Origin of the sequence: Actinomyces sp. Marseille-P3109 (assembly GCF_900323545.1) — a bacterium.
GTDB lineage: Bacteria > Actinomycetota > Actinomycetes > Actinomycetales > Actinomycetaceae > Actinomyces.
Window position 1 is genome coordinate 2,426,814 of sequence record NZ_OOHN01000008.1, and the last position, 25,066, is coordinate 2,451,879.

The window sequence follows — 25,066 nt, forward strand, 5'->3', positions numbered from 1 at the left end:
GGCCTGACCGCGACCGCGGCGCCTTCGGCCGCCCGCGTGCCTTCCGGCCTCGCGCCTGCGTGACACGCCCGCCTCCCGCCGGGGACATTCTGCGCGGGCGGGTGCGATCGGCGCCGGGCGGGGTCATTCGACGCCGTCGGGGACAGGAATCCTGCACCCTTACGCGTGGAAGTTCCCCGGCTGCAAGAAAATGTCCCCGTACGCGCAGACGGCGGTTCGCCGGCGTCACATGTCTCCACCCGCAAGGAGGACGATGCCGAACGGCTCAACCGACGCAAAATATCCCCGGCCGCGGGGCGGGGCAAACGACTAGGGTGACGGGTGTGAGCCAGTCCCGCCCGTCGAGGCCGTCCAAGCACCACGCCGAGCACTCCTCCACACCTACCGACCCCGCAGGCCCTACGGAGACCGCCGGATCGGCAGGGTCCCCTGCGTCTTCCAAGTCCACCGGCTCCCTGGAGAGCCCCACGGCCGGCTCGGCCGACGGCGCCGCCCTGACGTCGGCGAGCACCAACCTGCCGCGCCGGGCCCCCTCCCAGCAGTCCCGGCCCGGCCCGCAGGACGACATCATGCTGGCCACCGGCCGCCCCCGGCAGACCGAGCGCCCCAAGCCCCCACCCAGGAGCAGATCCGGCGCCAGCCCGGCCGCAAGGCCTGGGTCCCCAACCAGCACGGGGCCTGGTCGATGCTGGTGCTGCCTCCGATCGTCGGCTGGGTCGTGGGCGGCTTTAGCTGGGTGAACATCCTGTTCCTGCCGGCATGGTGGGGCGGCTACCTCACCTACTGGTGCTGGTCGCAGTGGCTGCGCACCCGCTCGGCCCGCAAGCGCGCCCTCATCATGCTGCCGCTCCTGGTCTACACCGGCTGGACGGTCTCCCTGGCCCTCATCACCCTGCTCGTGGCGCCCTACCTCATCCAGTGGGTGGTGCCGCTGCTGCCGCTGTTCGTGATCGCGCTGCACCAGGTGTGGAGCGGGCACGAGCGCTCCCTGATCTCGGGACTGTCGACGACGGCGGCCGCCTCCCTCATGGCGGCCGTCACCTATAGCCTGGGGGTGCGCGGCGACGGCGGGTTCCTGGGCCTGGGGACGCCGAGCGCCCCCTTGCCGGGGTCCTCCCCCAACGGCGCGCTGACGGGGTGGTCCTGGATGTGGCTGGTGACGGCGCTGACCGCCGCCTACTTCTGCGGGACGGTCCCCTACATCAAGTCGATGATCCGCGAGCGCTTCAACTACGTGCTGCTGGCCGGCACGGTGGCGGCGCACGCGGCGGTCGCGGTGGTGACGATCTGGCTGGCGTCGCGGGGGATGCTGCCGTGGGGGCACGCCGTCCTCTGGGTGGTGCTGGTCGTGCGCTCGCTGGTCATGCCACTGTGGCAGTGGAGCCTGGTGCGCCGGCGCCACCGTCCGCTGCGCCCGGGCACGATGGGCGTCGTCGAGGTCGTCATGTGCCTCGCCTTCCTGGTGACCATCTCGGTGTCGCAGTAACGGCTGCCCGCTCGGCTCGGACCGCACGACCGGCAACGCGGCGACAATCGTGATCTGAGGGCAACAGCCGCCCCGAACGTCACCTGGAGGCAGACGCTGCCCGACGCCGTCAGCAGGGCGCTCCGAGCTAGCCGTTCAGCCGTGCGGGCCTCAGTGCGCAGCGCGCCAGGCTGCCGCCGCGGCCAGGACCCTCTCGTTGTCCGACGTCGTCCCGATCGAGACCCGCACGCCCTCACCGGCGAAGGGGCGCACGAGGATGCCGGCGGTGCGGAAGTGCTCGGCCAGCGCCGTCGTCTCCGCACCCACACCCAGCCAGAAGAAGTTGCCCTGGGCCTCGGGCACCTCCCAGCCCTGGGTCCGCAAAGCGTCGACCACCCGGTCTCGCTCGGCGGCGATGGCGGCCGAGCGCTCGGCCGTGCGGGCCAGCTGGGCCTGCCCCAGCGCCGCGAGGGCGGCGGCCTGCGCGGGCAGGTTGACCCCGAAGGGCGTGGACACAGAGCGGATGGCGGCGGCCAGGCCCGGCTCGCAGATGAGGTAGCCCACGCGCATCCCGGCCAGGGCATGGGCCTTGGAGAAGGTCCGCGAGACCACGAGGTTGGGGGCACCGGCCAGCAGGGTGAGGGCGTCGCCGGCCTCGGGGTCGGTGACGAAGTCGAGGTAGGCCTCGTCGATGAGGACGACGACGTGGCGCGGTACCCCGGCCACGAGCTCGGCCAGTTCGCGGGCGGTCAGGATCGTCCCGGTGGGGTTGTTGGGGGTGCAGGCCATGACCACGCGGGTGCGGGGCGTGATGGCCGCCAGCATGGCGGGCACGTCGTGGCGCGCGTCGCGGGTCAGCGGGACGCGCACGGCCCTGGCGCCGGCGACGGCGACGCAGATCGGGTAGGCCTCGAAGGAGCGCCAGGGGATGACGACCTCATCGCCGGGCTGGCAGACGGCGTCGAGGAGGTGCTGGATGAGGGCGACCGACCCGTTGCCGACGACGACCTGCTCGACCTCCACGCCCCACCGGCGCGCGAGCGCCTGCGTCAGGGTCTCCCCGGTCATCTCGGGGTAGCGGTTGGCCCCCGCGGCGGCACGGGAGATGGCTTCGACCACCGAGTCCTGGGGCGGGAAGGGCAGCTCGTTGGAGGAGAGCTTGGCGATCTCCACCGGGCCTGCGGCGTCGGGCCGGGCCCCGGGCACGTAGGCGGGCAGGGCTGCGACGTCGGGGCGGATGCGGACCGTCGTCGAGGACTCGGCGGTCACGGGGGCGCCGGGGGTGGTCGTGCCGGACTCCGTCGGCGTCGGCCTCGGGATCACGGGGGCCTCCGGGGGGTCGGATTCGCCGGTCGCTGGAGTCGCTGCGGGAGTCATGTCCCCATCTTGGCATCAGCCCAGGTTCGCTTGGCACAATGCGGCCATGGAGATCGTGGCACGAACTATCGGCAACACGGCCGGCCTGTGGCTGGCCACACGCCTCCTGTCCGGGCTGAGCGTGCCCGAGGGGGTGGGCACCACCCAGATGTGGCTGAACCTCGCGGTCCTGGGCCTGGTGCTGGCGCTGGTGAACTCGCTGGTCAAGCCCGTGGCGAGGTTCCTGGCCTTTCCGCTCTACATCGTCACCTTCGGGCTGTTCGCCCTGGTGGTCAACGGCGCGATGCTCTTGCTAGCCGGCTGGCTGACCGATCGCATCGAGGCCCTGGGCGCCGGCGGCTCGGTGCCGCTGGGGCTGGAGGTGTCCTCCTTCGGCACTGCGGTGGTCGGCTCAATCATCGTCTCGGTGATCTCCTCGATCATCGCCGCGTTGCTCCTGCCCCGCGAGGACTGACGCTGGCGACGCCGGCCGGCGTCGCCCATAGTCGGCTCCAGCCGGCCCTAGTGCTCGCCTGATGGCTGCGGGGACGGCGTCGGCAGCTCGTAGGAGGGCGCCGACGTCGGCACCTTGCCCTCGTTGCCGGCGCCGTCCTGGTACACCCCGCTGGAGTCGGTGTTGCGCTGGATCGCGAAGGTGTACTCGGTGGTGGTCGTCCCCTGCTCGCCGGCGCCCGAGGCACGGGAGAAGGACCTGCTCCAGTCGCCGAGCTCGGGGGCCCTGCCCTCCAGGCCCTCGGTGGCCTGCGCGTAGACGTCGGAGGCGTGGGGGTAACCGTCCATACCCATTTGGTGAGTGTCGACCATGGCGACCTGCCGGTGAGGGCCGGTGGGCGTGGGGGCGGCGTCGAGCCCGGGGACGGCGTCGCCGGTGTTCTCCACATGCAGAGCGTGGACGTCGTTGGGGATGTCGGCGCCCGCCGTGGGGGCCCCGGCGGTGAGGACCGTGGTGATGTTGTACCGGTCCTGGATCGACGGGTCGGCTGCGACGTTGGAGACGGTGATACCGCCCTGGGAGTGGCCGTAGAGGGCGACCTCGTCTCCCGACTGGATACCGGCCTGGCGCATGGCGGTGACGACGGCGCTCTCCATGACCGTGGGGGTCCCGCCCACGCCCTCGAGGTTGGTGAGCAGGTCCTGCGGCTCGCCGTCGCCGACGGTCCAGTCGGTGGTTCCGGGGACGTAGACGACCCAAGAGACGCGGCCATCGGCGTGCTCGACCCGTTGGATGGAGATGACGCCGGCCTCGTCGTAGTCCTGCCCCAGGGAGCTCTTGGAGGACTGCACCTCCTGGCAGTGGGTGATCGTCTCGGAGATGCTCTGCGGAGACCTGGAGTCCTTGCCCTTGCCGGTCATGCCGGCCTGCACGGGGCTGCCGAGCCCCAGGGGGTCCTTGGTGGCCGGCGGGAGCACGGTGGCTCCGCTGCCGCCCACCGGGGTGACCGTGATGCCGGTCTGGCGCCCGTAGACCTCGGCTCCCAGGGCCGCAGCGTTCAGCCCCAGGTATCTGGTGACGCGCTGCATGGGAGTGAGGCTCTTGGTGTCCACGGTCTGCGTCCCCACGACCACCTGGGCGGGGAGGTTCTGGGTCACCCAGGGGTCGAGGCGCTCGGAGACCTGCTTGAGATAGGTCTCGATCGTGGCCGACTCCCGGCCGGTCTGGGCCTTCTGGAGCCAGAGCGTCAGCAGGACGATCCGCACGGCGTCATCCTTGACCCACTGGGCAGTGTCCGGGTCCTCGAGCAGGAGGTGCAGGGCCTCGACGACGGCCTGGCCGCCCTCGTTGTTCACGAGCTGCGTGTAGAGCGGGCTACCGGGCGTCGTCGCCAGCACCGCCAGGCCGACGGCACCCGAGGACGTTGCAGCGAGGGAGACGCCCAGCGCCAGCTGGGTCAATCCTGAGTCGAAGGCCCGAATGTCCACGGGGCCCACGAGACCGGGGCCGGGGGTGGCTCCTCCCTCGGCGAGCGTGTGGGCCTGGGAGCAGGCGGTGACGTCGGAGGCGATGCCGCGCAGCGATGCGGCGACATCCGAAAGGCTCCCCGCACCCTGCGTCAAACCGTTGATCGAGTGGAGAGCCATCTGGTACTCGATGTCTCCTTGCCGCCACATATAGTCGTTGTAGGCGAAGTCCTGAGCCAGCGTCGTGGTGCTCGACCCGCCTACCAGCGTGGTTGACTCGCCCGACCCCGGTAGGCACTGACCGTCGCTGCTGTGCCAGGAACTGTAGGGCGGCGTGTAGTAATGGGTGGTGCCATCCTCATTCAACATGGGAAGCGGTGGAATGAGCTCAATCTCCCCCATCGCCTGGAGGGCATTCGCCTGAGCATTCTCCAGGGAGCCAGCTGTCAGGTTGAGACTGCCGGCGAGGGCATCCAGGTCATCCGTGTTCACCGAGACGCTGCCGCCTGACACGATCGTCGGAACCGCTCCTCCCCACATGTGCCATGCGTGGCCCGCGTCCTCCGGGGGCGGACCGTCGTACGGGGCGGCGGGAGCCGCGGGCACGGCACTCGTCGGCTCATGGTAGGGCGGCTCCGTCGCTCCGGGATCCTGCGCCCAGGCGGGGTAGGAGCTGCCCGTGTTCCCGACCGGTTCCCCATTCGTGTGTCCGCCCCCACCCGATGACGTGCTCGACGTCGAGCCTGCTGACGGCCCCGAGGAGGTCGGCTTCTGCTCAGAGGCGGGATAGGAGCTGCCCGAGCTCACCGCGGGTACCGGGCTCATGACGGGCTCGTTGCGGTTGATGAGTTGCGGGCCTCGATGGCGCTGACGTTGGAGATCGCCGTGTCATAGCGCGTCGCCAGAGCGGCCAGGAGCCCGGAGGCGTTATCGAGCGCCGTCTGGCAGGCGATGGAGGCGGCCCCCACCCAGCTGGCGGGGACCGCGGAGGGGAACTGGGTGACTGCGGTGTCGTAGTCCATCCTGGATAGAGACAGTGAGAAAGACATGACTCGACGGTAGGGCGCCCCCGGGCCGCCCGCAGAGCCCGCGAACCGCCCTGTGGATCAGCCTTGCAAACCGACGCCTGTGGCCCCCAAGGAGCCAAGTGAGCCCAGACCGCGGGGTGGATCCAGAACTGGTGGACCGCATGCCGGGGCGCCGAGACGTCGTCGAGCCGACCCGGCCGAAGGCACTCGCTCAACAAAGGACTCGGCCCGCGGTCCGGTTTCCCGGACCGCGGGCCCAAGCCTCGCGAGGTCCTCCTGCTACCCGGCTTCCCATAAGGCCGGGGAGGCGGATCCTCCTTCGCCAGAACGTCCGGTCCGGGCTCCCTAAAACCCGTTCCGAACTCGGATACCTGCCAGTCGTCGGGCTCCCCAACCCTCGTGACCGGTTCCGTCCGGCGGCAGTAACTATGTAACCCAGTGATCCTGGGTGGACCCCCCGAAAACTCCTATGAACATGCTGAGAAATGGGCGCCATCCCGCCACTTCTGAGTTGCTTGCACCACATTCCGGCTACCACCCGGGTTTTCCCGGCTTTTTTCAGGGTCGCTCCCACGCTTCGTCAAGAGGACGGGCTCTCCGGCCTCCACAGGCACACGACGGCGTCGGCCCGGCTGCCCTCCTGACCGTCGGGCCCCGTCGCGTGCCGCCGGCGCTCCTCGGCGACGACGACCTCCCAGCCATCCGTCGCCTCAGCCAGGCCCTCGACCAGCTCGCCGGCCGTGTAGGTCCGGGCGTGATGCGTGTGCCAGGGCGGGTTGACGGCGTGCACGGCCGTGAGCAGGTGGCCGCCGGGGGCGACGCGGGCGGCGGCGTCGGACAGGAGGGCGACGAGGTCGAGGGAGCCCTTCTCGGGTCCGCCGTGGACGTAGAAGCTCGTCACCAGGTCGAACGGTCCCTCCGGCAGGCCGTCTCCGGCGTCGTGCACCCGGCCGGTCACCCGCGCGGCCACTCCGCGGCGCTCGGCCTCGCGGCTCAGGCGCCCGACGGCGGTGGCGGACAGGTCGAGTCCGGTCACCAGCCAGCCGCGTTCGGCCAGCCACAGGACGTCGGCGCCCTCTCCGCAGCCGATCTCCAGGGCGGTCCCGGGGGACCAGTCGGTGGCGAGCTCGGGCAGCCAGTCGTTGGGATGACCCGACCAGAGCCGCTCGACCGAGGCGTAGCGCTCCTCCCAGCGGGCAGCCCGGTTGTCGACCTCGGGCTGAGGACCAGTGGCCTGCGCGCCGGCGTCGGACGGCGGTGCGGAGTGCTGGTGGGGCTGCGTCATGGCGCGAGCCTACCGGCGCCGGCTCAGCCGGTCGCTCGCCCGACGGTTCACCCAGCGGCCGAACGAGGTCGCGCACGTGCGGCGGAGGCCGGGACCGAGCCGATGACGCCTCCCGGCCGGGACCCGTGGCCTGAGCATCTCACGCACCGCACAGGCTGAAACCGTTCATCCGTCCCGGCCCGTTTCAAGGGCCCGGACGATGAGCCGCACGGCATCCTCCGGCGGGACGTGCTCCCAGATCCGCAGTACCCTCCACCCCTCCGCCTCAGCCATCGCGGTGGTCTCCCGGTCCCGCTCGATGTTCCTCGCGAGCTTCGGTCGCCAATAGTCGGCATTAGTCACCGGCACCGTCGCATGCTCGGGACACCCGTGCCAGAAGCAGCCGTCGATGAATACGGCCAGGCGCCGGCGCGTGAACACGATGTCCGCCCGCCGGCGCTTGTTGCTCCACGGCGCCATGTCCACGCGGTAGCGCAGGCCTCGGGCGTGCAGCAGTCGCCGGATCGCGAGCTCGGGCTTGGTGTCCCGACGCGTGTTGGCGCGCATGGACCGGGCCACGCCCGGCGTCGACGCCCAGGACGAGGCGTCGGCCCGTCCCGGTCGTCGAGGCTGTGGCTCTTCCGGCTCAGTCGGCGTCGACGACGGGGTCATTGCTCCGATCTCTGCGTCTGACACTGAAGGCGATACTCCCTCTGGGCGCGGCCGCATAGGGAAGCGCCAGAGAGAAGAGCGTGGCGGTGTCCGCCACAGTCATCGTCTCGGGCATACGGCTCGGCGTCCTCTCGGCACTGTTCTTCGGGTCGGCGGCGAAGGTGAGGAGCATGGCGCCACGGCTACTCGTCCGATAGGCGATGGCGGCGTCATGATCTCCCGCGATCCTGTCCTTCGAGCGGGGCTTTCCAGCGATGGTCTCGATGGCGTCACGCTGTCGGAAGGAGCTTCCGGAGAACCCTCCACGGGTGCCACCACGGCGGGTCCGCTTGAGCATCGGGATCCGAAGCCCGTCGACCGTCTTCTCCGACGCCCCCTTGAGCATGGGAAGGAGAACCGCCCAGTCGTTCAGCTTCCCACCGGCCATGGCACGGCGGATCATCTCCAGGGTGGGTCCGAAGTCGAACTGCTCCATCCATGAGAAGCCCTCCAGAACCGCGAGCATCTCCTCGGCGGTGACGACGGCGACCCGCCCGTCGAACTCCCCTATGCGCTCGGTCCTCGGGTCCCAGTACTCGAAGGACTCGATCGGTCCGAACAGGTCATGCTCGAACCACGGTCGAACGAGTGCGAAGTGCTTCGCATTCGTCTCCCCGCGTCCGCGCTCGGGCTGCCGTGGGAAGTCCTGAAGCTCGCCACCGATCCCCTTGAAATCGAGCTTCGCGTTGTACATCTTATTCCGGCTCGTAGGGAGCAACCACGGCAGCTGCTGGAAGACGAGCGGCGGAACTTCGATGGGACGGAGGAGCGGACGCCCGTCCTCGCCGAGCCTGGCGAAGGTCTCGAGCTGCTCACGGAACTGCTCCTCATCCCGCATGATCGCTCCGAATGCCTCGTAGAGGTCATAGGTCGTGTTACCGGCCCCCTTGATCCTTCTGGCCATGTACAGCCTCACCAGATCAGGGTATCCACGCCTGTAGCCGAACCACCGCCCCATCTGCATGAGGGCGTCCCCCTGAGTCGACCTGCGCTTGAAATAAGTGATGGTCAGCCCCTCGAGGGTGAACCCCCGACTGAGCTTCGTGCCGCCGACGAGGGTCCGCCAGACCCGATCCCTTTGGAAGTCGACCTGGTTGTACTGCTGGTCCTTGTCACCATTGACGATGACGACCGGGTCAGTACCACCGGCCATGACGAGGTCGAGCACCTCGCCGATGAATGGAGCCACGTCCTCGAAGGATTCCGGAAGGGGCAGGTCGTCCTCCCACTGCCGGGCGGCGGAGACGATGGCGAAGTCCTCATCGAAGAGCTTGCGCAACGCATCATTCGATGCGGGGGACCCGTATCCTGCCTGCTGCCACAGGCGACGGATCCGATCCCCGAGCTCGGCGTGCTCCGTCTGCTTGACGGACTCGTGCACCAGCATCGTGTGGTGGCGGAAGGCACCCTCCAGCGCAGGTCTTATCGTCGCCCTCCACAGCTTGATCGCCCCGGTGAGCACGAAGGCGTTCAGGGCCTCGCGCAGCTCCTTCTCCACGCGCTGCGGATCAGTGTCGTCGTCACCGTGCAGACTGCGGACGAAGGCCTTCTCGTTCGAGACGGCCGGATCGTCCTTCTCCTCATCGGTGAGCTCCTCGAAGTCGTGATAGGCCCGACCGCCCCGGTACGCCTCCGGGGCGCTCAGGCTCACGATGAAGTCGCGGGGGAAGATGTCCTCGGCGTCCTCCGGTGAGACGAAGACATTGGCGAAGGGTGTCGCGGTGTAACCGACGTACTGGGCCCGGCTCAGCCTGCCCATGAGCTCAGCGATGAGCCGGTTGATCGCGGTGCGCTCCTTCCGCGTTCCGGCACTGTCCGGTTTGACCGTGTTGACCGAGGCCTGATCGGCCTCATCGTCAATGATGAGTGTTGGAATTTCGTTCAATGGCGCCTTGATGCGTCGCAGATCATTGACCAGTTTGCCAAGCACTGTCTTGTTCTTCTTGACGACGGCGATGCGTACGCGGGTCCGATGGATGTTGTCCACGTGCCACATGGGCCGTGCGGGATTACTGAGCTCATGCGCGGCCCGAGGATCGAGCGCATCAAGACCAGCCTTGAGTAGCTTGTAGTCATCCTTAGCGCCGGTCAGGCGAAGGATCGTCGGCACGCCCGCATCGGTGAACCCGGCCCCGTAGGACACGAACCGTCCCGCCTTCCAGTCGACGTCGTCGGTGCTGGCGTAGTCGACGTCCTCCAGGAGGTCCTCGTCCTCCTCACTGATTCCCCCGAGGATGTTCTCCCTCCCGATGAGCTCCATATCGAGTCGGCGCTGGGTCTGGGATCGTAAGATCTCCACGGTTCCGGTGAGTACGATGATGAGCCGGTACCCCGCGTCGATGGCCTTGGCGATGACACCGGTGAAATTGGCGGTCTTGCCGCTCTGAACGTGACCGACGACCAGCCCCTTCGACTGGTAGGGCTCGGCCCCCGAGGGGTCGGCGAGTCGTCCGACGATGTCGTTGGTGGCCGAGTCAATGCTCGCCACCGCCTCGGGGGGCAGTCTCTTCTCCAGTAGTGACCGGTAGCCGTCCCAGTAGAAGTGGTGCGCCCGCCGCCGCTCCTCGTTGTACCAGGGTGTCCAGTCGGGTGCGACGATGGCCTTGGTCCGGTCGACAAAGACCGGGAAGACCTCGCTGATTCGCGAGGCCGCACCGTCGTCCAGTCCGAGCCGCTTCATGACTACTGTCCGCCGTTCGGGAGTGCGGGCGGCGGTCCCGTCGGTCCAGGCGGCATCGCTCTCCGCGTCCCATCTGCTGAGCCGGAGGTGGAACGTCCTTCTTCCCGGGGCGTTGCGATCAGTGCCCAGGATGAGCTCAGCGAGCTCTTCCCGTTCGATCCTCTCACCGGCGGCCTGAAGGAACGCCGACACAATGATGTACAGGTCCATCGGCGCGTCCATGCCGTCCAGCGCCTGCCTGAGGGCCTGGTCGTACTTGTCGATGCTCATGTCTCAGTCCTCGTGCGTGGGTGCGGTGGTGAACTCGGCGGGTGCGGTTCCCTCGGGTTCGAGGTCGGTGACGTCGATCCGGTAGTCGATGCTGCGGACCAGTTCGGGGCGGGTCACGATCCGGGAGAGTCCTGCGGAGGTGATCGCCGGGAAGGCCTCATCGACGGTGTAGAAACGAGGTTCACTGCGGACCAGGAGGCGCGTCGTGTAGAGCCGGTCGGCCTGGGCGTCCTCCCATCCGCACTCGGTGAGTCTGTCGTCGAAGTCCGTGCGCCCGGACCGCAGCCGTCGACGAATGCGCTCGATGAGCTCGGGGAGGGTCTCCCCGTTGCCGGCCGCGCCGGCCCCCGTCACCTGCACCGACATGACATGCAGTGGCCGTCCCGGCGTGGGGGTCAGCTGGCCGAGGCCGTGGATGACGTGGATGCGTCGCTCACTGCGGGTGGTCTTGACCTCGACGTCGGCCTCGCCGAGGACGAAGTCGTGCTCCTCGGCCCGCGGCCCCAGCCAGGCGGCCAGCGCCTTCGTCTCCCCGACTCCGTCGATGAGCCGATCGAGCGCCACCAGTTCACCGAACAGCCCGATCTCCCGGTCCTCGCTCAGCCGCGGTGCGCGGGCGAGCAGTCCTCGGAAGGCGTCGAGCGCCACGTGGAGCGCCCGCTCCAGGTCGTCGCCCTGTTGGAGCTGATCGGTGACCGATTGGAGGAGGGAGTAGGCCTCGTACTCGATGCCCTTGGCCTCGACGGTGACGCGGAACCAGACGGTCTCGTCCCCCGGCTCCTCGAGGATGTCGGTACGGATCATCCGATAGGCGGAGACATCGATGTCCGAAGCAGTCGCGGGTGTGCGCAGCGTCAGTTCTCCGCGCGACGGATCGATGCCGAGGATGCAGAGGGGCTCCTCCGCGAGTCGCTGCTCAGCGGGGTTTCCGGCGTCGAAGTATGCGGACAGGGTCTCCGGAGTCAGCGCGTCGCGATCGTCGGGATGCTTGGTCATGGTCTACTCCTCCTGGGCGCCACGACGTCGGAGCTCGTCGACGAGGGCCGTCTCGATGATTCTCTCGAAGGCCTTGATCCTCTGCTTCTCCCGCCTACCGAGATAGGTCCCCGTGAAGAAGTCCGAGTAGAGCAGGTACACGAGGGTCTTGAGCAGCGGGGCGTCCTGCGGATCGGTGCTCGTGGAGTACACCCGCCGGTGGCGCTCGTTGATCTTGAGAAGACGCCGCTCACCGTCCACTTCGACCAATCTGTTCTCCGGCATGCGCTCCCACCGGATCCTGATGGGATCGGCGTCGGCGAACTCGACGGAGTCCTGGATGGCGTCGTAGACGTCCCGGCTGAGGCCTCCGACCGGCTCGACCAGTCGGATCGGGCGCGGCTCCCGCCTGCGCCCCTCGGTAGCCGCACTGCGGGCGGAGGCGAGGAGCTCTGAGAATGTACCGATGTCCTGTCCCACGGAGGCATGGATGGCCCGCCCCATCTCCGGTTCCAGGACGACGCCGCTCTTCTCCGGGTTGATCCGGACGACGTCCAGCAGAGCATCGCCGACATCGATGGAGATGCGCAGATTCGAGTAGTCCCTACCGCCGTCGATGACGGAGTTCCAGCCACCAAGCTGCAGCAGGCGGTCATTGCGGTAGACGTACAGGCCCTGACCGCCCTCAGCCGGGGAGAGCCTCCGCGAGACCTCGACCCCTGGAGTATCAAGCACGCCGCCCTTGAGGATGACGGCGGTCAGGTCGAAGGGGACCTCGCCGACCTCACCGGCGAGTCGGTACGGATGCGCGGCGGCGGCATCCAGGGCGAGCGGATCGAGGGCCTGCACCCGTCTCGCGGACCCCGCCCGCCCCAGGCCGAGGTCGTACTCGTCGACGGTGATCTCGACGTCCCCCCGGGCGATGATCCTGTGGAAGACGAGGCCGAGGTGACCGCGGATGCTCTCGATGAGTCGGCTGAGCCAGGAGCGCCGCTCGTCCCGGTCCGGCGCCACCACTGCGGCGCGGAACCCCCGCCAGCGGATGATGGTCCCGCTCAGCGGCGCGGTATCGGCCATGCGCACCAGGGGCCCCTCGAGGACCTCGCCCACCTGACCGACGTCGAGGCTCTGCACGAGGGTGGGCGCCTCCCTCGTGATGCGCCGGCCGACGGGAACGCCTCCGATGGCCCGGGCGTAAACGTCGAGGATGTCGGCCTGGCTCAGAGACGCGGCCTTCAGCCCGAGCCCGTAGTGGCCAAGGTCCGTCTCGCCGTAGTCGCGGCGGCGGGAGAGGGCCATGGCTGCGTCGATGCCGGCCTCGCTCATGCCGCGGCCGTCGTCGATGACGAGCAGGCCGGAGACGTAGTCGTCATCGGTGAGGATGCGGATACACACCTGTGAGGCTCCTGCGTCGATGGAGTTGTCGACGAGGTCGGCGAGCGCCGTGGGGAGCTCGTGATGGGCTCCCAGGGCGTCCGCGATGGACGGGTCCGGCGGAACGGTCCGGGATGAGACCACGGCGATGTCCTCCATGGTCACCCCTCGGTGAATCGGCCCGGCTTGAGACCGAGCGTGCGGGCGTTCTCCGCAACCGTGCGAACGGTGTCGGCATCGAAGCCGGCGTACCGGCTCGCATCGATGGAGACCTCGATGTTGAGGATCTCCGCGCCGCCCGACTTCAGATGGGCGATGACCTCCTCGGCCAGCAGCGCGAGCTGGGCGGCGATGTCCTTCCCGGGGTCCAGCTCGGCCACTCCCTCGAATCTCAAGTTGGCGACGCGCGGCGGGGCGGGCTCCGGGGCGACGGCGCGCCCATCGCGGGAGGAGGCGGATCGGGCCGCGGTGACGTCGGGTGCGGCGCCCGTGTCGTCGGCGGGTCCGGACTCGCGCGACTCCGCCACCACTGCGGCAGTCCTCTGCTCCTCCTCTTCACGGCGGCGCTGTGCACGGGCGAGCGCGGGGGCGACGAGGAGTGTCGTATCGCTGATCCGCGGCGCCTCGTCCTCCAGCGGCAGGCGCAGATCGAGGAAGTCGCCCCGCTCGGCGTCGTAGTCGGAGGCGAGGGCGAAGCCGACGCTCTCCCAGCCGAGGTCGTCCATGACGGAGGCGATGGCCTCCTCCAGCACCCTCCGGTCCCGGAGGCGCGGCATGTAGGGGTAACGGGTGAAGAAGGACCACAGCTCGCCGACGGTGATCCTGCCTTCGTTCCATCGGGCACGAAGGTTCGGCCCCACGAGCTCCAGGGCCACAGCCATCGGAGTGAGAGCGGTCAGGACGATGTCCTGCTTACCGAGCCTCAGACCGGCGCGCACGGCGATCCGCTGCTCGTCGCCCTCGATCTTGAGCGCCTCGATCTCGAAGGGGCGGCCGCCGTCGTCCTGGACGGGGTGGAGCGCCCAGATCCACGCACCCGCCACGGAGCGCTCGGCGGCACCCCGGGTCTCCCGGGCCTTCTGGCGGGCCTGGTCGGCCTGGCTGACCGTGAGGTCGTGGTCCCGGATCGACTCCTCCTTCGCCATCTGCGACCACGCCATGTGGATGCGCAGGGCCTGCTCGGCCTCGTCCCAGCGCCCCTCGTCGGGGGCGACGGCCATGAGAGTGTTGATGTGGCTGCGGGGCGCGGAGCCGCGATGGCGCAGGAATTCCTCGGTGAACTCCCTGCCGGGGCCGGTGACATGGGCGCTCCGTCCGTTCCTGGCGGCGACCGTGCGGTCCGGGCCGAGGATGACCAGTGTCGCGCCCTGCTTGTCGGGGACGTCCCCGGTGGATGGTGGGGCGACGACGACATCGACGAACTCGGGGGCCCGGGCCGCCATGGCCTTGAGCATGTCGACCGCTTCCCGGGCGACGTCGGCGGCGTCGAGGGAGGCGGCCCGGTCGACGACCATCCGGTTGATCGACGGCTGCCGGTCGTACCAGCTCCGGGTCCCCTGGTTGTAGACGTAGGTGGCGCGGTCGGTGAGCAGCTGCAGGGAGGAGCCGAAGTTCCCCAGGGTGTCCCCGGGCATGGCCACGCCGAGGAAGAGACGCTGCCGGTCAATGCCCTTGTGGGCGGTGTCGAGGGTGGCGGCGGAGCCGAGGAACAGGGTGCGGGCGATGCGCCGGGTCAGTGCCCGTCGTCCGAACAACTCACGTTCCCGGTCGATGCGCAGGGGGGTGGCGTTCTCGCCGTCGACGTCGGTCTCGATGATGGTGCGCCAGGCGTCGTCGAGGTAGCCGGCGATCTCGTCGCGGACGGCGTCGTCGTCGAAGGGGATGGAGCCCGGCATGATAAGCGGGGCATCATCACCGGCCTGGACCAGGGAGTGGACCACGGCGCTCATGAGGCGCAGGACGCCACGGGTGCGCTGGAACCGCTCCAGGGAGGACCAGTCTCCGTAGAGCCGGTCGAACAGCTCGGGGTGGATGGGGTAGGCCTCGCGCAGCCGCCGCTCGTAGTCCGGCTGGAAGGTCTCGGAGGGCAGCTCGCCGCGCTGCCCCCGGTAGTAGTCGACGAACCGCTTGACGGTGGCGTCGCGCTTGCGGATGGCCTCGGCGTCGAGGTCGGTGAACAGGCGCCGGCGCACGATCTCGAAGCTCTCCCCGGAGGTGGCGGGGCTCCAGTTGTGGGCCACGCGCCCGACGACGTGCTGGAGCCGCTGGAGGGCCTCGCGGCCGCCGTCGCCTCCGATCTCGAGCTCGGAGGCGCGGGTGACGGTGCCGTCCTGGCGGATGTCGGAGGCGGGGATGGAGACGAGGAGCAGGGCCCCGGGGGTGCCCTGGACGGCGGCGGTGAGCTCCTGGGCGAAGGTGAACTGGGTGTCGAAGCTGCCGCCGGTCAGGCCGTCGCGCCTGTACAGGCCGCGGGCGTAGGCGACCCACTCATCGATGAGGATGAGGGCGGGGGTGTGGCGGCTGATGAGGTTGCGCAGGGCGGCACCGGGATTGGTGCCGGTGCGGTCGGCCTGCGCGACGAGCTCGTAGGCCTCGGCGCCGCCGAGCTGCCAGGCGAGCTCGCCCCACAGGGTGTGAACGACCGTTCCGTCCGACTTGGTGGTGGGCTGCCCGGGGGAGATCTCGTTGCCAACGATGGCGACGCGCCTGAACCCGTCGGGGATCTCGGTGTCGGCGAGCAGCTCCTGGACGTCCTGGGTGAGGTCCTTGAGCGGGGTCGGACCGGCCAGGTGCCAGGCGGCGAGCATGGAGTGGGTCTTGCCGCCGCCGAAGGTGGTCTGAAGGTTGATGACGGCCTGGGCGTTGGGGTCCCCGGACAGCCGCCGGGCGGTCATGGTCAGGAGGGTCTTGAGCCCCTCGGTGAGATAGGTGCGCTTGAAGAAGCCGGCGGGGTCGCCGTACTCCTCACTGCTCTCCCCGTGGGCGACCTGGTGCAGGTCGGCGGCGTACTCGGCCTGGCCGTAGCTGCCGGAGACGATGTCGGTGTGGGGGCGGACGACGTCCTTCCAGGGTGCGAGGCCGTTCTCCCCGAGGCCGGGCATGGCGACGGCGCTCGCCCGGGTATCGCGCCTGGTGGCTGCGTCGAAGGTGGAGTGCAGCGCGTCCCGTTTCATGGCACGGATCTGGTCGGCCTCGGCGGGGGCGTTGATGGCCCGCAGGAGGCGCTCGGCGGTGTCGAGGGCGCGGTAGGTGTCGTCCATGCTGAAGGGGCTATTGTGCGCCCATTTGTTGCGGACCTCGCGCAGCTCGCCGGCGAGGTTCTGCTCGCCGCGGGAGAGGATCCCGCTGAAGAGGAATCCGAGGTTCCCGATGCGTTCGGTGATGATGCGCAGCTGGCACTGGGGGTCGGAGGGTTCGTAGGTCCTGTCCGGCCTGCCGTCCTTCCAGGCGAGGAGGTCGGTCCAGGTGCTGGCGGCGGGCAGCTTCGGGGCGACGGCGACGGCGATCCAGGGCTCCAGGGCTCCGGAGAGGATCTCGATGGCCCGGCCGATGCGGTCCCGGTTGGAGGTGGCGGACATGTCAGTGGTTCTCCAGGGTGTCGAGGTCGAGTGCGGTCTGGATGTCCGGACCGGTGCTCTCCGCGGTCCGGGCCGCGGTGGCGATCTCCGGCCAGGAGCCGCCCAGGGCGTTGAAGAGGAGGCCGGCCTCGGTCCAGCCGTGCTTCTCGGCGAGGGAGTAGAGGCGGTAGGCGAGGGACTGGAGGATGTCGGCGCCCAGGCCGCGTTCGGCGGCGGCGGAGAGGAGCCTCCCGGCCTCGTCGATGCCGCGCCGGTCGAGGGCCCGGGCGAGGTGGAGGACGACCTCCCAGTGGGAGATGCGGTCGTCGGTGCGGGGGTCGTAGTCGTCGGGGAGGTCGGCGGGGGCGATGAGGCCGACGCGGCCGCCGCCGGAGGTGAGGACGCCGGAGCGCTTGAGGGCGTCGATGGAGGCGTTGCGGGCGGAGGCGAGGGTCTCGGCCTCCCCGTAGGGGCCCTCGGTGAAGCCGTGGGCGTCGAACCAGGTGAGGCACCAGCGGGTGTCGGGGTCGAGGTCGCCCTCCTGCTCGCCGAGGACCTCGTCGAGCACGGCGTTGATCTGGGTGAGGGCCTCGGAGACGCTCATGTCGGTGCCGTCGGGGCTGATGACGCGAGAGTAGCGGGAGAAGACGCTCATGCCGGGGCCGATGGCCGCCTGGGCGAGGTCGACGGGGGCGATGCCGCCGCTGCGCAGGGTCTCGACGGCCTCGGGAAGAGTGCGGCGCAGTTCGCGCATGAGACTGCGGCGGTTGGTCGTGGGGGCATCCTCGGGACGGGGCCGCAGCACAAGGACGACGGAAGACGCGAGTGCATTCGAGCCGATATCCCTCATCCGTCCGCCGCGCTCAGATCGGACTGGCCAAGTGGCAGTGATACTCCAGCCGGAGCGGATCATCCCCTCGAGGATCGTGGACCAGCCGGTGGAGGTCCGCCCGGCAGCATTAGTCTCTGACTGCTTGAAGGCGTAGTAGACCGTCATCGGGTAGTCCGGGTTGGCGCTCCGGCGGGCATTGGCGAAGACGGCGCGGAAGCCGTCCTCGAAGAAGTCCCTTGCCCCATCCTTGCCCCCATGCCGGTACTGGTTGGCGACCAGTTCCTCGGCCTTGGGCACGAGCATGGTGGAGAACAGGGAGGGGTGGATGTCCTTGAGGGAGCGGCGCAGCCAGACGTAGAAGAAGTCGGACAGGTCCGAGTAGCCGATATTGTCGTAGTACGGCGGATCTGTGGAGATGACGGCGCCTCGATACTCACATAATGCAGCATCAGCCTGAAGAACATCGGAATAAGAGCAAGCAGGCACCCGGCTAACCGCTTCAGAAACAGCCCTAACCATAATTGACATACTCCCCGAGGAATCAGCAAAGGGATTTCCTTCAGCAAAATCCCAGGACATCGAAAGGGCTTGTCGAGCAAATACGTTGCGAAGTATTTCCATCTGAGGGTTATTTGCCCACGTATTCAGAGCCGACGAGTAGTCGGTAAGCCTGGATACAATGAACCCCAGATATGTTGCCACCGCATCAGCATAGGCCCCTGCTCCCCCACCACCTGCTTCAAAGCGTTGCCCCTCACTCATTCCGCTGGCGAGGGCGTCCTGCAATACGCGCTCACGCGCCTCGCCCACCAGATCCGAGAAGGTGGTCAACGCCGTCAACTGACGCGAACTGAACAGGTCGGAGTACTTCAGCATGCCGTATGCCTGCACACGGAACCCCAATGCCGCCTCGGGAAGCTCTCCCATAGGGGTGCTCGACGGAACGGCGCGAAACGCCGTTGCAACATGACCTCTGTCCGGCGGCAAATACGTGCGAGAGCCGCGTCCCTCCGTAGCGATCGCTGTCAGTTCCGCCCCCATGCGACCACTCCGAGCCTCAGACCGAAGATAGTCGAAACCGATATGCGCTTCACAAGCCAGGCAACGGGCGCCGTTCCGATCAACGGTTCCATCATCCTGCTTCGTCGGCGCCCGCTTGGGATCGTGGCCGATGGAGTACTCGACATGATCCCCGACGACCGTCGGGACGATGTAGGCCTCCTTACCCTTCTTCTTCCCCAGCCACCACTTCGAAACGAGGGGAGTCTCAATGCCGCAGGCCGGGTTGGGGCAGGTGACGGTCCGCGCCCAGATCCAGGCGATGACGGTCGCCTCCGATCCGTCAGGCAACTGCGCCCGCGGATAGAGGTGGCCGATGCGCCTCCAGGCCTCCTCACGCATCCACTCCCCGTAGCGGCGCACGTCCTCGGCCAGGCCGTGCGCACCGGGCCAGCTGCGCGTGCCGTCGTCGGCGCCGGGGAAGACCGGGGCGCAGCCGGCGAAGCGCGGCGGGATCTCGATGAGGGCCTTGTTGATGAGGACGGCCACGGGGTTGAGGTCGGAGGCGTGCGCCTCCAGGCCGAGCCGCTGGGCCTCCAGGGGGATGGAACCGCCTCCGGCGAAGGGATCGAGGACCGCGGGCGGCTCATCCCCCGTGGAGCGGCGGATCTCCCCCATGACCTCACGCATGAGGTGCTCATCGCCGATGTTGTCCCAGTTCACCATGCGGGTGATGAGAGTGAACAGGCGGCGGCGCTCCGCCTCCACGGCCCGCTCGGCGGCGGACTCAGGGTCTGTCTCCCCCGCGGCCCGGGCCGCCTCCAGGAACTCCTCGTAGCGCTCGGAGGGGTCGTCGACCAACTGGGAGAAGAGCACGGCGCGCGAGGTGGCCGTGGGCTTGCGGGACCACCACAGGTGCAGCGTGGAGGGATGCCCCTTGCGGATGGATTTCTCCCGAGCGGACTGCTGGTTGATGGCGTCGAGAGGCAGCGCCACCTCAATGAGCTTCCTGGGCACGGGAGTCCTTCCTGTCGACGGAGAACGGGGGAATTCTCCGCGGGTGCGAACGGGAACATCCTACGACCGCCCTCCGACACGAATCACACCCCTGAACCGACGGTGAGCCTCGATTCGGTGTCGTACCGGCCGGCTACCCTGATTCCATGACTGCCCGCACCATCCGCGTCCTCGACCTCTTCGCCGGGGCGGGAGGGCTCACTGCGGGCTTCCATACGGCGTCGTCGCGCTTCCGCAGCATCGCCGCAGTCGAGATGGACCCGGAGGCCGCCGCCTCCTACCGGGCGACCTTCCCCGAGACGGAGGTCTACGCGGGCGCCATCCAGGACTGGCTCGCCGAGGGGACGATCCCCACCGGCGTCGACGTCGTCGTCGGCGGCCCCCCGTGCCAGGGGTTCAGCACGCTCGGCAAGCGGGACGCGGAGGACGCCCGCAACCGACTCTGGGAGCAGTACGCCCAGGTCATTCAGAGGGCCAGGCCCAAGTACTTCGTCGTGGAGAACGTGCCCGCCTTCGGGAAGTCGCCCCAGTACCGCGACTTCCTGGCCGCCACCCGCCCCGGGGAGTTCCTCGAGGACTACTCCTTCGACTTCCGCGTCCTCAACGCCGCCGACTACGGCGCCCCGCAGGCGCGCAGGCGCGCCGTCCTCATCGGGCACCGCGAAGACATGACGGCTCCCGAGTTCCCGGAGCCCACGCACTCCCCGGACGAGGGCAGTGGACTGCCCCCGTACCGGACGGTGAGGGAGACGCTGCTGCGCGTGCCCGCGCAGCCCGACATGGACGAGCGATTCGACCAGCTCCGCACCCGGGTCGGCTCGCGGCAGGTGCCCGGGGCCTTCTCCCCCCGGGAGCTGCATGTCTCCCGGGGCTACAGCCCCATCTCGCTCGAGCGCTTCGCCAAGATCCCCCAGGGCGGAAATCGAGCCGATCTTCCGGACGATTTGAAGGCGCCCTGCTGGCTCCGGCACACCTCCGGATCCATGGACGTCATGGGGCGAATGCACTGGGACCGGCCCTCCGTGACGATCCGGACCGAGTTCTTCAAGCCGGAGAAGGGCCGCTACCTCCATCCCGTGGAGAACCGCGCCATCACCCACTACGAGGCGGCGCTCCTCCAGGGATTCCCCGACACGCACCGATTCATCGGCTCCCGAGCGTCCATCGCCCGGCAGATCGGCAACGCCGTGCCCATCCCACTGGGCACCGCCATCGCGCGGCAGATCCTCGCACAGTTCTGAGGGCGAGCCCGGGCACTGAAGCAGTCGAGCGTCCCAGGTGCCCCAGTACGCTGAACCTGTCGGGCGCCGTCGGCATTCTTGCGGAATTTTCCCGAAATTTTCTGTCCTTTTCCGCGTGGACCGTCCCAAGCAAGCTCACACCTGCTCCGGTTAAGGTTCGCCTTGGAAGACACCAGGACACAGGAAGGCAAGCCAGCAGATGGCACGTGGAGGACGGGGATTCCAGGGCACAGTGCTCAAGGCGCTGCGCGTGCCGGAGCACAAGCTCACGGTCACCGGGGTGCGCGAGCTCCCGCCCTACACGGAGCTGATCGTCCAGTGCCCGAGCCTCCTGGGCTCTGGGGCCGCCGCACTGCCTCCCACCGCCTGGGTGCGCATGTGGATTCCGCACGACGGCCGCGAGTACCAGCGCGCCTACACGCTCACCCGCATCGACCGGAGTCAGGCCTCCGCCAGGATCCTGTTCCTGCACCATGAGCCGGCCGGGCCGGCGTCGCAGTGGTCGAGCCACGTGAGACCGGGCGCGACGGTCGCCGTCCAGGTCATGGGCGGCACCAGCTACCGGTCTCCGTCCCCCGGCGACCGGCTGCTCCTGGTGGGAGATCGCGCCTCCGCGCCCGCGCTCGTCGACGCCGTGAACGCCGCCCCGGTGGGCAGTCCGGCCACGGTCATCATGCTGGCGCCTCGCGACGGCTACCTGCCCATGGCCGAGCGAGACCATGAGTTCGTCCGTCTGGACCCCGAGGTCCTGGAGGACAGGCTGCTGGCCGCCGTCGACCGCACCCTGTGGGCGGACACCGGGGATCTGGCGCTCGACTGGGCCTGGATCGCGCTGGAGAGCAGCGTCACCAAGGCGGTGCGGCGCCACCTGGTCGCCTCCGGCATGAGCCGGCGCAGCATCCAGCACCAGGCCTACTGGATCCGCGGCCGAGCCATGGGCGTGGCCTCCGAGGCCTGACACCGAGGCGACACAAGGCGAGGAACAGACTTATCCTGGAGCCGTTCATCGTCGCGATCTGTTCACCGAGGTGCTCGACATGCGACTCATCAAGCTCGCCATTCTCGTCCTTGCCCTGACCGTCCTGGTCACCTCGATCGGAAGCCTGCTACTCGGCTGGCAGGTCAACAGCCTCAACACATCGCTGTGCATGCTCCTGCTCGGCCTTCTCCTGCTGCGGGCGCAGAACGCCGGCTCCGGCGAGCGGGCGCTTCCGCCGTCGGGGATCCGGCTGCTGGGAACCGTCGGGGTCGTTCTCTCGGGACTCACTCTCGCGCGCGGCCTCTTCAGGTCCGACCTCGTCGCTCTCCTCGCCCTGCCCGCCCTGGGCCTGCTGGGCTACGTTGTGGTGCGCAGCCTGAGGGACCGGCGGCCCCGTGAGGTCGCCGCGAGCACTTCCTCGCCCCCGATAAGACTCATCACCCGCCAGCTCCAACCACCAAACTTCTCGACGACGTCGGTCGAGGACGTACTTACACCCCGAGGGCTGCGTTCTCCTCCAGATGACTGGAGGGGCGGGCCGTTGTCGTTTGCCGGAGGAGTACGTCCTCGGGGCGAAACGCAGTCCCCGACATGTGTCGTTCAGGATCAGGACCGCCGCACACAGCGGTAGCGGCGGCGCCCCGGCCAGCGCGGGTCCGACGGCGCAGGGCCGATGTCGAAGTCGAGCGCCCGATAGAAGCCGACGGCGTCGTCATCGGTCTCGGCGACAACCTGCCCCGACACACCGGCAAGAGCGTCAACGAGCGTCCGCCCGATCCCGTCGCCACGTAGTTCCGGAGCCACGGCAATGTACTCCAGCACGACACCGTGGGACTGTGAGACGTAGGCCGCCATCGACGTGGGCGCGCCCCGCGGGCCCGTACCCACGACCTCCATGACTGCCAGCTCCTCGGCAATGATCCGGCACAGCTCGGCGTCCGGAAGCCCCGCAGCCTGGCGCATAAGAGCCAGCATCTGCTCACTGGCCAGGTCCTGCTCCACCAGAACTCTGACTGCCGCTCCGTGCGGGACCCGATCCGTCTTCACAGCCTCATTATCTACTGACCCGCACGTCACCTATGGCGTCACGGACGCATTGCATTTTCCCTGGTAAAACCCGGTTTTGCCGATTGAGGACGCTTCAATGACTAGAGTGGGTGAGCCCGGGTAGGCCTACCCATCAATGATGACGGGCCACTTGTTGAAAATGCCACAAGAATCCGGCAGGATTTTGCCTGGTCGTACCATTCCCCACCGTGTCCGCCCCTATGAGGTCATCTGCCATGCGACTCCTCCCTCCAGTCGTCTTCACTCTCGCCACCACCGTCCTGGTCCTCACCGTCGGCGGCGGGCTGTTCGGCTGGGAAACCTCCCTCCTGACGCCTCTGAGCCTGCTGACGGTCAGTCTCATCCTTCTCCAGGCCCAGCACGTCCAGCGGGCCGAGCCGTCCCAGCGCATCCCGGGCCCCTCGATCCTCGCCCTGAGCGTCATCGGCCTCGGGCTCGCGATCGCCCTGCTCGCCTACGGCTTCTACAACCACGACGCCGCAGCCGTCATCAACCTGCCGGCGGCCGGCATCCTGCTCTACGTCATCGTCAGCCAGTGCGCCCACCGTCAGCGCAAGCCCACCGCGCAGCCCGTCTTCATCTCCACCCCGGAGGCTCCTCTCGCAGAGATCGGCGGCAACCTGCCACAATGAGCGGCATGGTCGACCTCTCCACCGTCTCCCCCGCCATTGCCCTGGGCCCCCTGGACGGCCGCTACCGCGCCGTCACCGCCCCGCTGGTCAATCACCTCTCCGAAGCAGCCCTCAACCGGGCTCGCCTGCAGGTCGAGGTCGAGTGGCTCATCCACCTGACCGACAACGGCGTCCTGCCCGGCGCCCCCCGCCTCAGCGAGACGGAGAAGGCCTACCTGCGCGGCGTCGTGGAGGACTTCGGGGCCGAGGCGATCGCCGAGCTCGGCGCCATCGAGGCCGAGACCCGCCACGACGTCAAGGCCGTCGAGTACCTGCTCAAGCGCCGCCTGGCCGCGGCCGCGCAGGCCCCTGGCGTCGTCGGCGCCGACGGCGGCCCCACCGTGCTGCCCACGGTCGGCGAGATCGTCCACATCTTCTGCACCAGCGAGGACATCAACAATCTCTCCTACGCCCTGACGATCCGCGCCGCCATCGAGCAGGTGTGGCTGCCGGCCGCCCGCGGTCTGGTCGAGGACCTGGCCGCCATGGCCCACGAGTACGCCGACGCCGCCATGCTGGCGCGCACGCACGGCCAGCCGGCCACCCCCACCACGCTCGGCAAGGAGCTGGCGGTCCTGGCACACCGGCTGCGCCGCCAGGTGCGCCGCGTCGAGGCCACCGAGTACCTGGGCAAGATCAACGGCGCCACCGGCACCTTCGGCGCACACGTCGTCTCCGTCCCCGGCGCCGACTGGCGGGCCGTGGGCCGCGGCTTCGTCGAGCACCTGGGCCTGACCTGGAACCCGCTGACCACCCAGATCGAGTCCCACGACTGGCAGGCCGAGCTCTACTCCGACGTCGCCCGCTTCAACCGGATCGCCCACAACCTGGCCACCGACGTGTGGACCTACATCTCGCTGGGCTACTTCCACCAGCGCCTGAGCGCGCAGGGCTCCACCGGCTCGTCGACCATGCCGCACAAGGTCAACCCGATCCGCTTCGAGAACGGCGAGGCCAATCTGGAGATCTCCTGCTCGCTGCTGGACACCCTGGCCGCCACGCTCGTCACCTCCCGCCTCCAGCGCGACCTCACCGACTCCACCACGCAGCGCAACGTGGGCGCGGCCCTGGGGCACTCGCTGCTGGCCGTCGACAACATCCGCCGCGGTCTGGCCGGGCTCGACGTCGACCGCGCCCGCCTGGAGGAGGACCTGGAGGCGACCTGGGAGGTGCTCGGCGAGCCCGTCCAGCAGGCCATGCGGGCGGCCGCCGTCGCCGGGGCCACCGGCATGGCCGACCCGTACGAGCGCCTCAAGGAGCTCACCCGCGGCAAGAAGGTCACCCCCGAGGGCATGCGCGAGTTCATCTCCGGGCTCGGCATGCCCGACGACGTCGAGGCCCGCCTGCTCGCCCTGACCCCCACCACCTACACGGGCCTGGCCGCCGAGCTCGTCTCCCACCTGGACGACTGAAGGCCCGCAAGCAGATCAAGCCCAGACCGGGAGACGCCGGCAGGGCGCGCTGGCCGGGAGTCACCGACCGAGGACCGGCGACCGAGAGACGCCGGCCGATCCAGACGCCCCGCCCGCACTGCACGAGGGTCGGGCGCTACTGGGGAAGGGTCGGGTGTACTCCATGAGGTGCAGGAGTTCGTGCAGTATGCACAACCCTTGGCCAGTACACCCCCACCCTCGTTCAGTGGACCGGCCCGAGGCGGAG

General features: G+C 69.0%; 16 protein-coding genes and 2 pseudogenes. 7 read left to right on the forward strand and 11 right to left on the reverse strand.

Translation table 11 applies throughout. The features are described 5' to 3' along the window. Positions 1-323: 323 nt before the first annotated feature. Positions 324-1,486 (forward strand): annotated as a pseudogene (locus tag BQ8008_RS10530) (YwiC-like family protein). A gap of 150 nt (positions 1,487-1,636) precedes the next feature. On the opposite strand, the gene hisC reads toward BQ8008_RS10530, so the two are convergent. After that, positions 1,637-2,842 (reverse strand): histidinol-phosphate transaminase, encoded by a 1,206-nt coding sequence (hisC, locus tag BQ8008_RS10535; protein ID WP_108833954.1) that lies wholly within the window; start codon positions 2,840-2,842, stop codon positions 1,637-1,639. Between the two features lie 46 nt (positions 2,843-2,888). Between hisC and BQ8008_RS10540 the strand changes: the two genes are divergently transcribed. After that, entirely contained in the window at positions 2,889-3,296 is a 408-nt protein-coding gene (locus tag BQ8008_RS10540) for a phage holin family protein (protein WP_108833955.1), read from the forward strand. Positions 3,297-3,343: 47 nt separating this feature from the next. Here the strand turns inward: BQ8008_RS10540 and BQ8008_RS10545 are convergent, their stop codons facing one another. From BQ8008_RS10545 to BQ8008_RS10585, 9 genes are all read right to left on the reverse strand, one after another. Continuing rightward, on the reverse strand, positions 3,344-5,566 hold the full coding sequence (locus BQ8008_RS10545) for a hypothetical protein (protein WP_442778224.1): 2,223 nt from the start codon (positions 5,564-5,566) through the stop codon (positions 3,344-3,346). Further along, the gene (locus BQ8008_RS10550) at positions 5,563-5,790 is read right to left on the reverse strand and encodes a hypothetical protein (protein WP_108833956.1); all 228 of its coding nucleotides are present in this window, start codon (positions 5,788-5,790) and stop codon (positions 5,563-5,565) included. The genes BQ8008_RS10545 and BQ8008_RS10550 overlap by 4 nt, the downstream gene beginning before the upstream one ends. A gap of 559 nt (positions 5,791-6,349) precedes the next feature. After that, a complete protein-coding gene (locus tag BQ8008_RS10555; RefSeq protein WP_108833957.1) occupies positions 6,350-7,054 on the reverse strand; it encodes a class I SAM-dependent methyltransferase in 705 nt (234 codons plus the stop codon). Between the two features lie 165 nt (positions 7,055-7,219). Continuing rightward, complete coding sequence (locus tag BQ8008_RS10560; RefSeq protein WP_234415357.1) at positions 7,220-7,729, reverse strand: very short patch repair endonuclease; 510 nt, start codon at positions 7,727-7,729, stop codon at positions 7,220-7,222. Further along, a complete protein-coding gene (locus tag BQ8008_RS10565) occupies positions 7,680-10,694 on the reverse strand; it encodes a Z1 domain-containing protein (RefSeq protein ID WP_108833959.1) in 3,015 nt (1,004 codons plus the stop codon). The genes BQ8008_RS10560 and BQ8008_RS10565 overlap by 50 nt, the downstream gene beginning before the upstream one ends. Before the next feature lie 3 nt (positions 10,695-10,697). Beyond that, on the reverse strand, positions 10,698-11,690 hold the full coding sequence (locus tag BQ8008_RS10570; RefSeq protein WP_108833960.1) for a PD-(D/E)XK motif protein: 993 nt from the start codon (positions 11,688-11,690) through the stop codon (positions 10,698-10,700). 3 nt (positions 11,691-11,693) lie between these two features. After that, a complete protein-coding gene (locus BQ8008_RS10575) occupies positions 11,694-13,202 on the reverse strand; it encodes an ATP-binding protein (RefSeq protein ID WP_234415358.1) in 1,509 nt (502 codons plus the stop codon). Between the two features lie 2 nt (positions 13,203-13,204). Further along, positions 13,205-16,621, reverse strand: a complete 3,417-nt coding sequence (locus BQ8008_RS10580; RefSeq protein WP_108833962.1) for a DUF499 domain-containing protein — start codon at positions 16,619-16,621, stop codon at positions 13,205-13,207. Position 16,622: 1 nt separating this feature from the next. Continuing rightward, complete coding sequence (locus tag BQ8008_RS10585) at positions 16,623-19,448, reverse strand: DUF1156 domain-containing protein (RefSeq protein WP_108833963.1); 2,826 nt, start codon at positions 19,446-19,448, stop codon at positions 16,623-16,625. A gap of 146 nt (positions 19,449-19,594) precedes the next feature. Between BQ8008_RS10585 and BQ8008_RS10590 the strand changes: the two genes are divergently transcribed. From BQ8008_RS10590 to BQ8008_RS10600, 3 genes and pseudogenes are all read left to right on the forward strand, one after another. Next, positions 19,595-20,689, forward strand: a complete 1,095-nt coding sequence (locus tag BQ8008_RS10590) for a DNA cytosine methyltransferase (RefSeq protein WP_108833964.1) — start codon at positions 19,595-19,597, stop codon at positions 20,687-20,689. A gap of 199 nt (positions 20,690-20,888) precedes the next feature. After that, positions 20,889-21,647, forward strand: a complete 759-nt coding sequence (locus tag BQ8008_RS10595) for a siderophore-interacting protein (protein ID WP_108833965.1) — start codon at positions 20,889-20,891, stop codon at positions 21,645-21,647. A gap of 79 nt (positions 21,648-21,726) precedes the next feature. Further along, positions 21,727-22,092, forward strand: a pseudogene (locus BQ8008_RS10600) (hypothetical protein); the annotation flags it as partial. Between the two features lie 182 nt (positions 22,093-22,274). On the opposite strand, the gene BQ8008_RS10605 reads toward BQ8008_RS10600, so the two are convergent. Then, positions 22,275-22,715, reverse strand: a complete 441-nt coding sequence (locus tag BQ8008_RS10605) for a GNAT family N-acetyltransferase (RefSeq protein WP_108833966.1) — start codon at positions 22,713-22,715, stop codon at positions 22,275-22,277. Positions 22,716-22,951: 236 nt separating this feature from the next. Here BQ8008_RS10605 and BQ8008_RS10610 point away from each other — a divergent pair, with 236 nt between their 5' ends. Both BQ8008_RS10610 and purB read left to right on the forward strand, forming a co-directional pair. Next, a complete protein-coding gene (locus tag BQ8008_RS10610) occupies positions 22,952-23,368 on the forward strand; it encodes a hypothetical protein (protein ID WP_108833967.1) in 417 nt (138 codons plus the stop codon). Positions 23,369-23,373: 5 nt separating this feature from the next. After that, a complete protein-coding gene (gene purB / locus BQ8008_RS10615; RefSeq protein WP_108833968.1) occupies positions 23,374-24,819 on the forward strand; it encodes an adenylosuccinate lyase in 1,446 nt (481 codons plus the stop codon). Positions 24,820-25,066: the final 247 nt, after the last annotated feature.

Bases quoted from the DNA above. Each gene is read 5' to 3' on its own strand.
- hisC (WP_108833954.1), bottom strand. From the start codon at position 2,842: ATGACTCCCGCAGCGACTCCAGCGACCGGCGAATCCGACCCCCCGGAG.
- BQ8008_RS10540 (WP_108833955.1), top strand. From the start codon at position 2,889: ATGGAGATCGTGGCACGAACTATCGGCAACACGGCCGGCCTGTGGCTG.
- BQ8008_RS10545 (WP_442778224.1), bottom strand. From the start codon at position 5,566: ATGAGCCCGGTACCCGCGGTGAGCTCGGGCAGCTCCTATCCCGCCTCT.
- BQ8008_RS10550 (WP_108833956.1), bottom strand. From the start codon at position 5,790: ATGTCTTTCTCACTGTCTCTATCCAGGATGGACTACGACACCGCAGTC.
- BQ8008_RS10555 (WP_108833957.1), bottom strand. From the start codon at position 7,054: ATGACGCAGCCCCACCAGCACTCCGCACCGCCGTCCGACGCCGGCGCG.
- BQ8008_RS10565 (WP_108833959.1), bottom strand. From the start codon at position 10,694: ATGAGCATCGACAAGTACGACCAGGCCCTCAGGCAGGCGCTGGACGGC.
- BQ8008_RS10570 (WP_108833960.1), bottom strand. From the start codon at position 11,690: ATGACCAAGCATCCCGACGATCGCGACGCGCTGACTCCGGAGACCCTG.
- BQ8008_RS10575 (WP_234415358.1), bottom strand. From the start codon at position 13,202: ATGGAGGACATCGCCGTGGTCTCATCCCGGACCGTTCCGCCGGACCCG.
- BQ8008_RS10580 (WP_108833962.1), bottom strand. From the start codon at position 16,621: ATGTCCGCCACCTCCAACCGGGACCGCATCGGCCGGGCCATCGAGATC.
- BQ8008_RS10590 (WP_108833964.1), top strand. From the start codon at position 19,595: ATGACTGCCCGCACCATCCGCGTCCTCGACCTCTTCGCCGGGGCGGGA.
- BQ8008_RS10595 (WP_108833965.1), top strand. From the start codon at position 20,889: ATGGCACGTGGAGGACGGGGATTCCAGGGCACAGTGCTCAAGGCGCTG.
- BQ8008_RS10610 (WP_108833967.1), top strand. From the start codon at position 22,952: ATGCGACTCCTCCCTCCAGTCGTCTTCACTCTCGCCACCACCGTCCTG.
- purB (WP_108833968.1), top strand. From the start codon at position 23,374: ATGGTCGACCTCTCCACCGTCTCCCCCGCCATTGCCCTGGGCCCCCTG.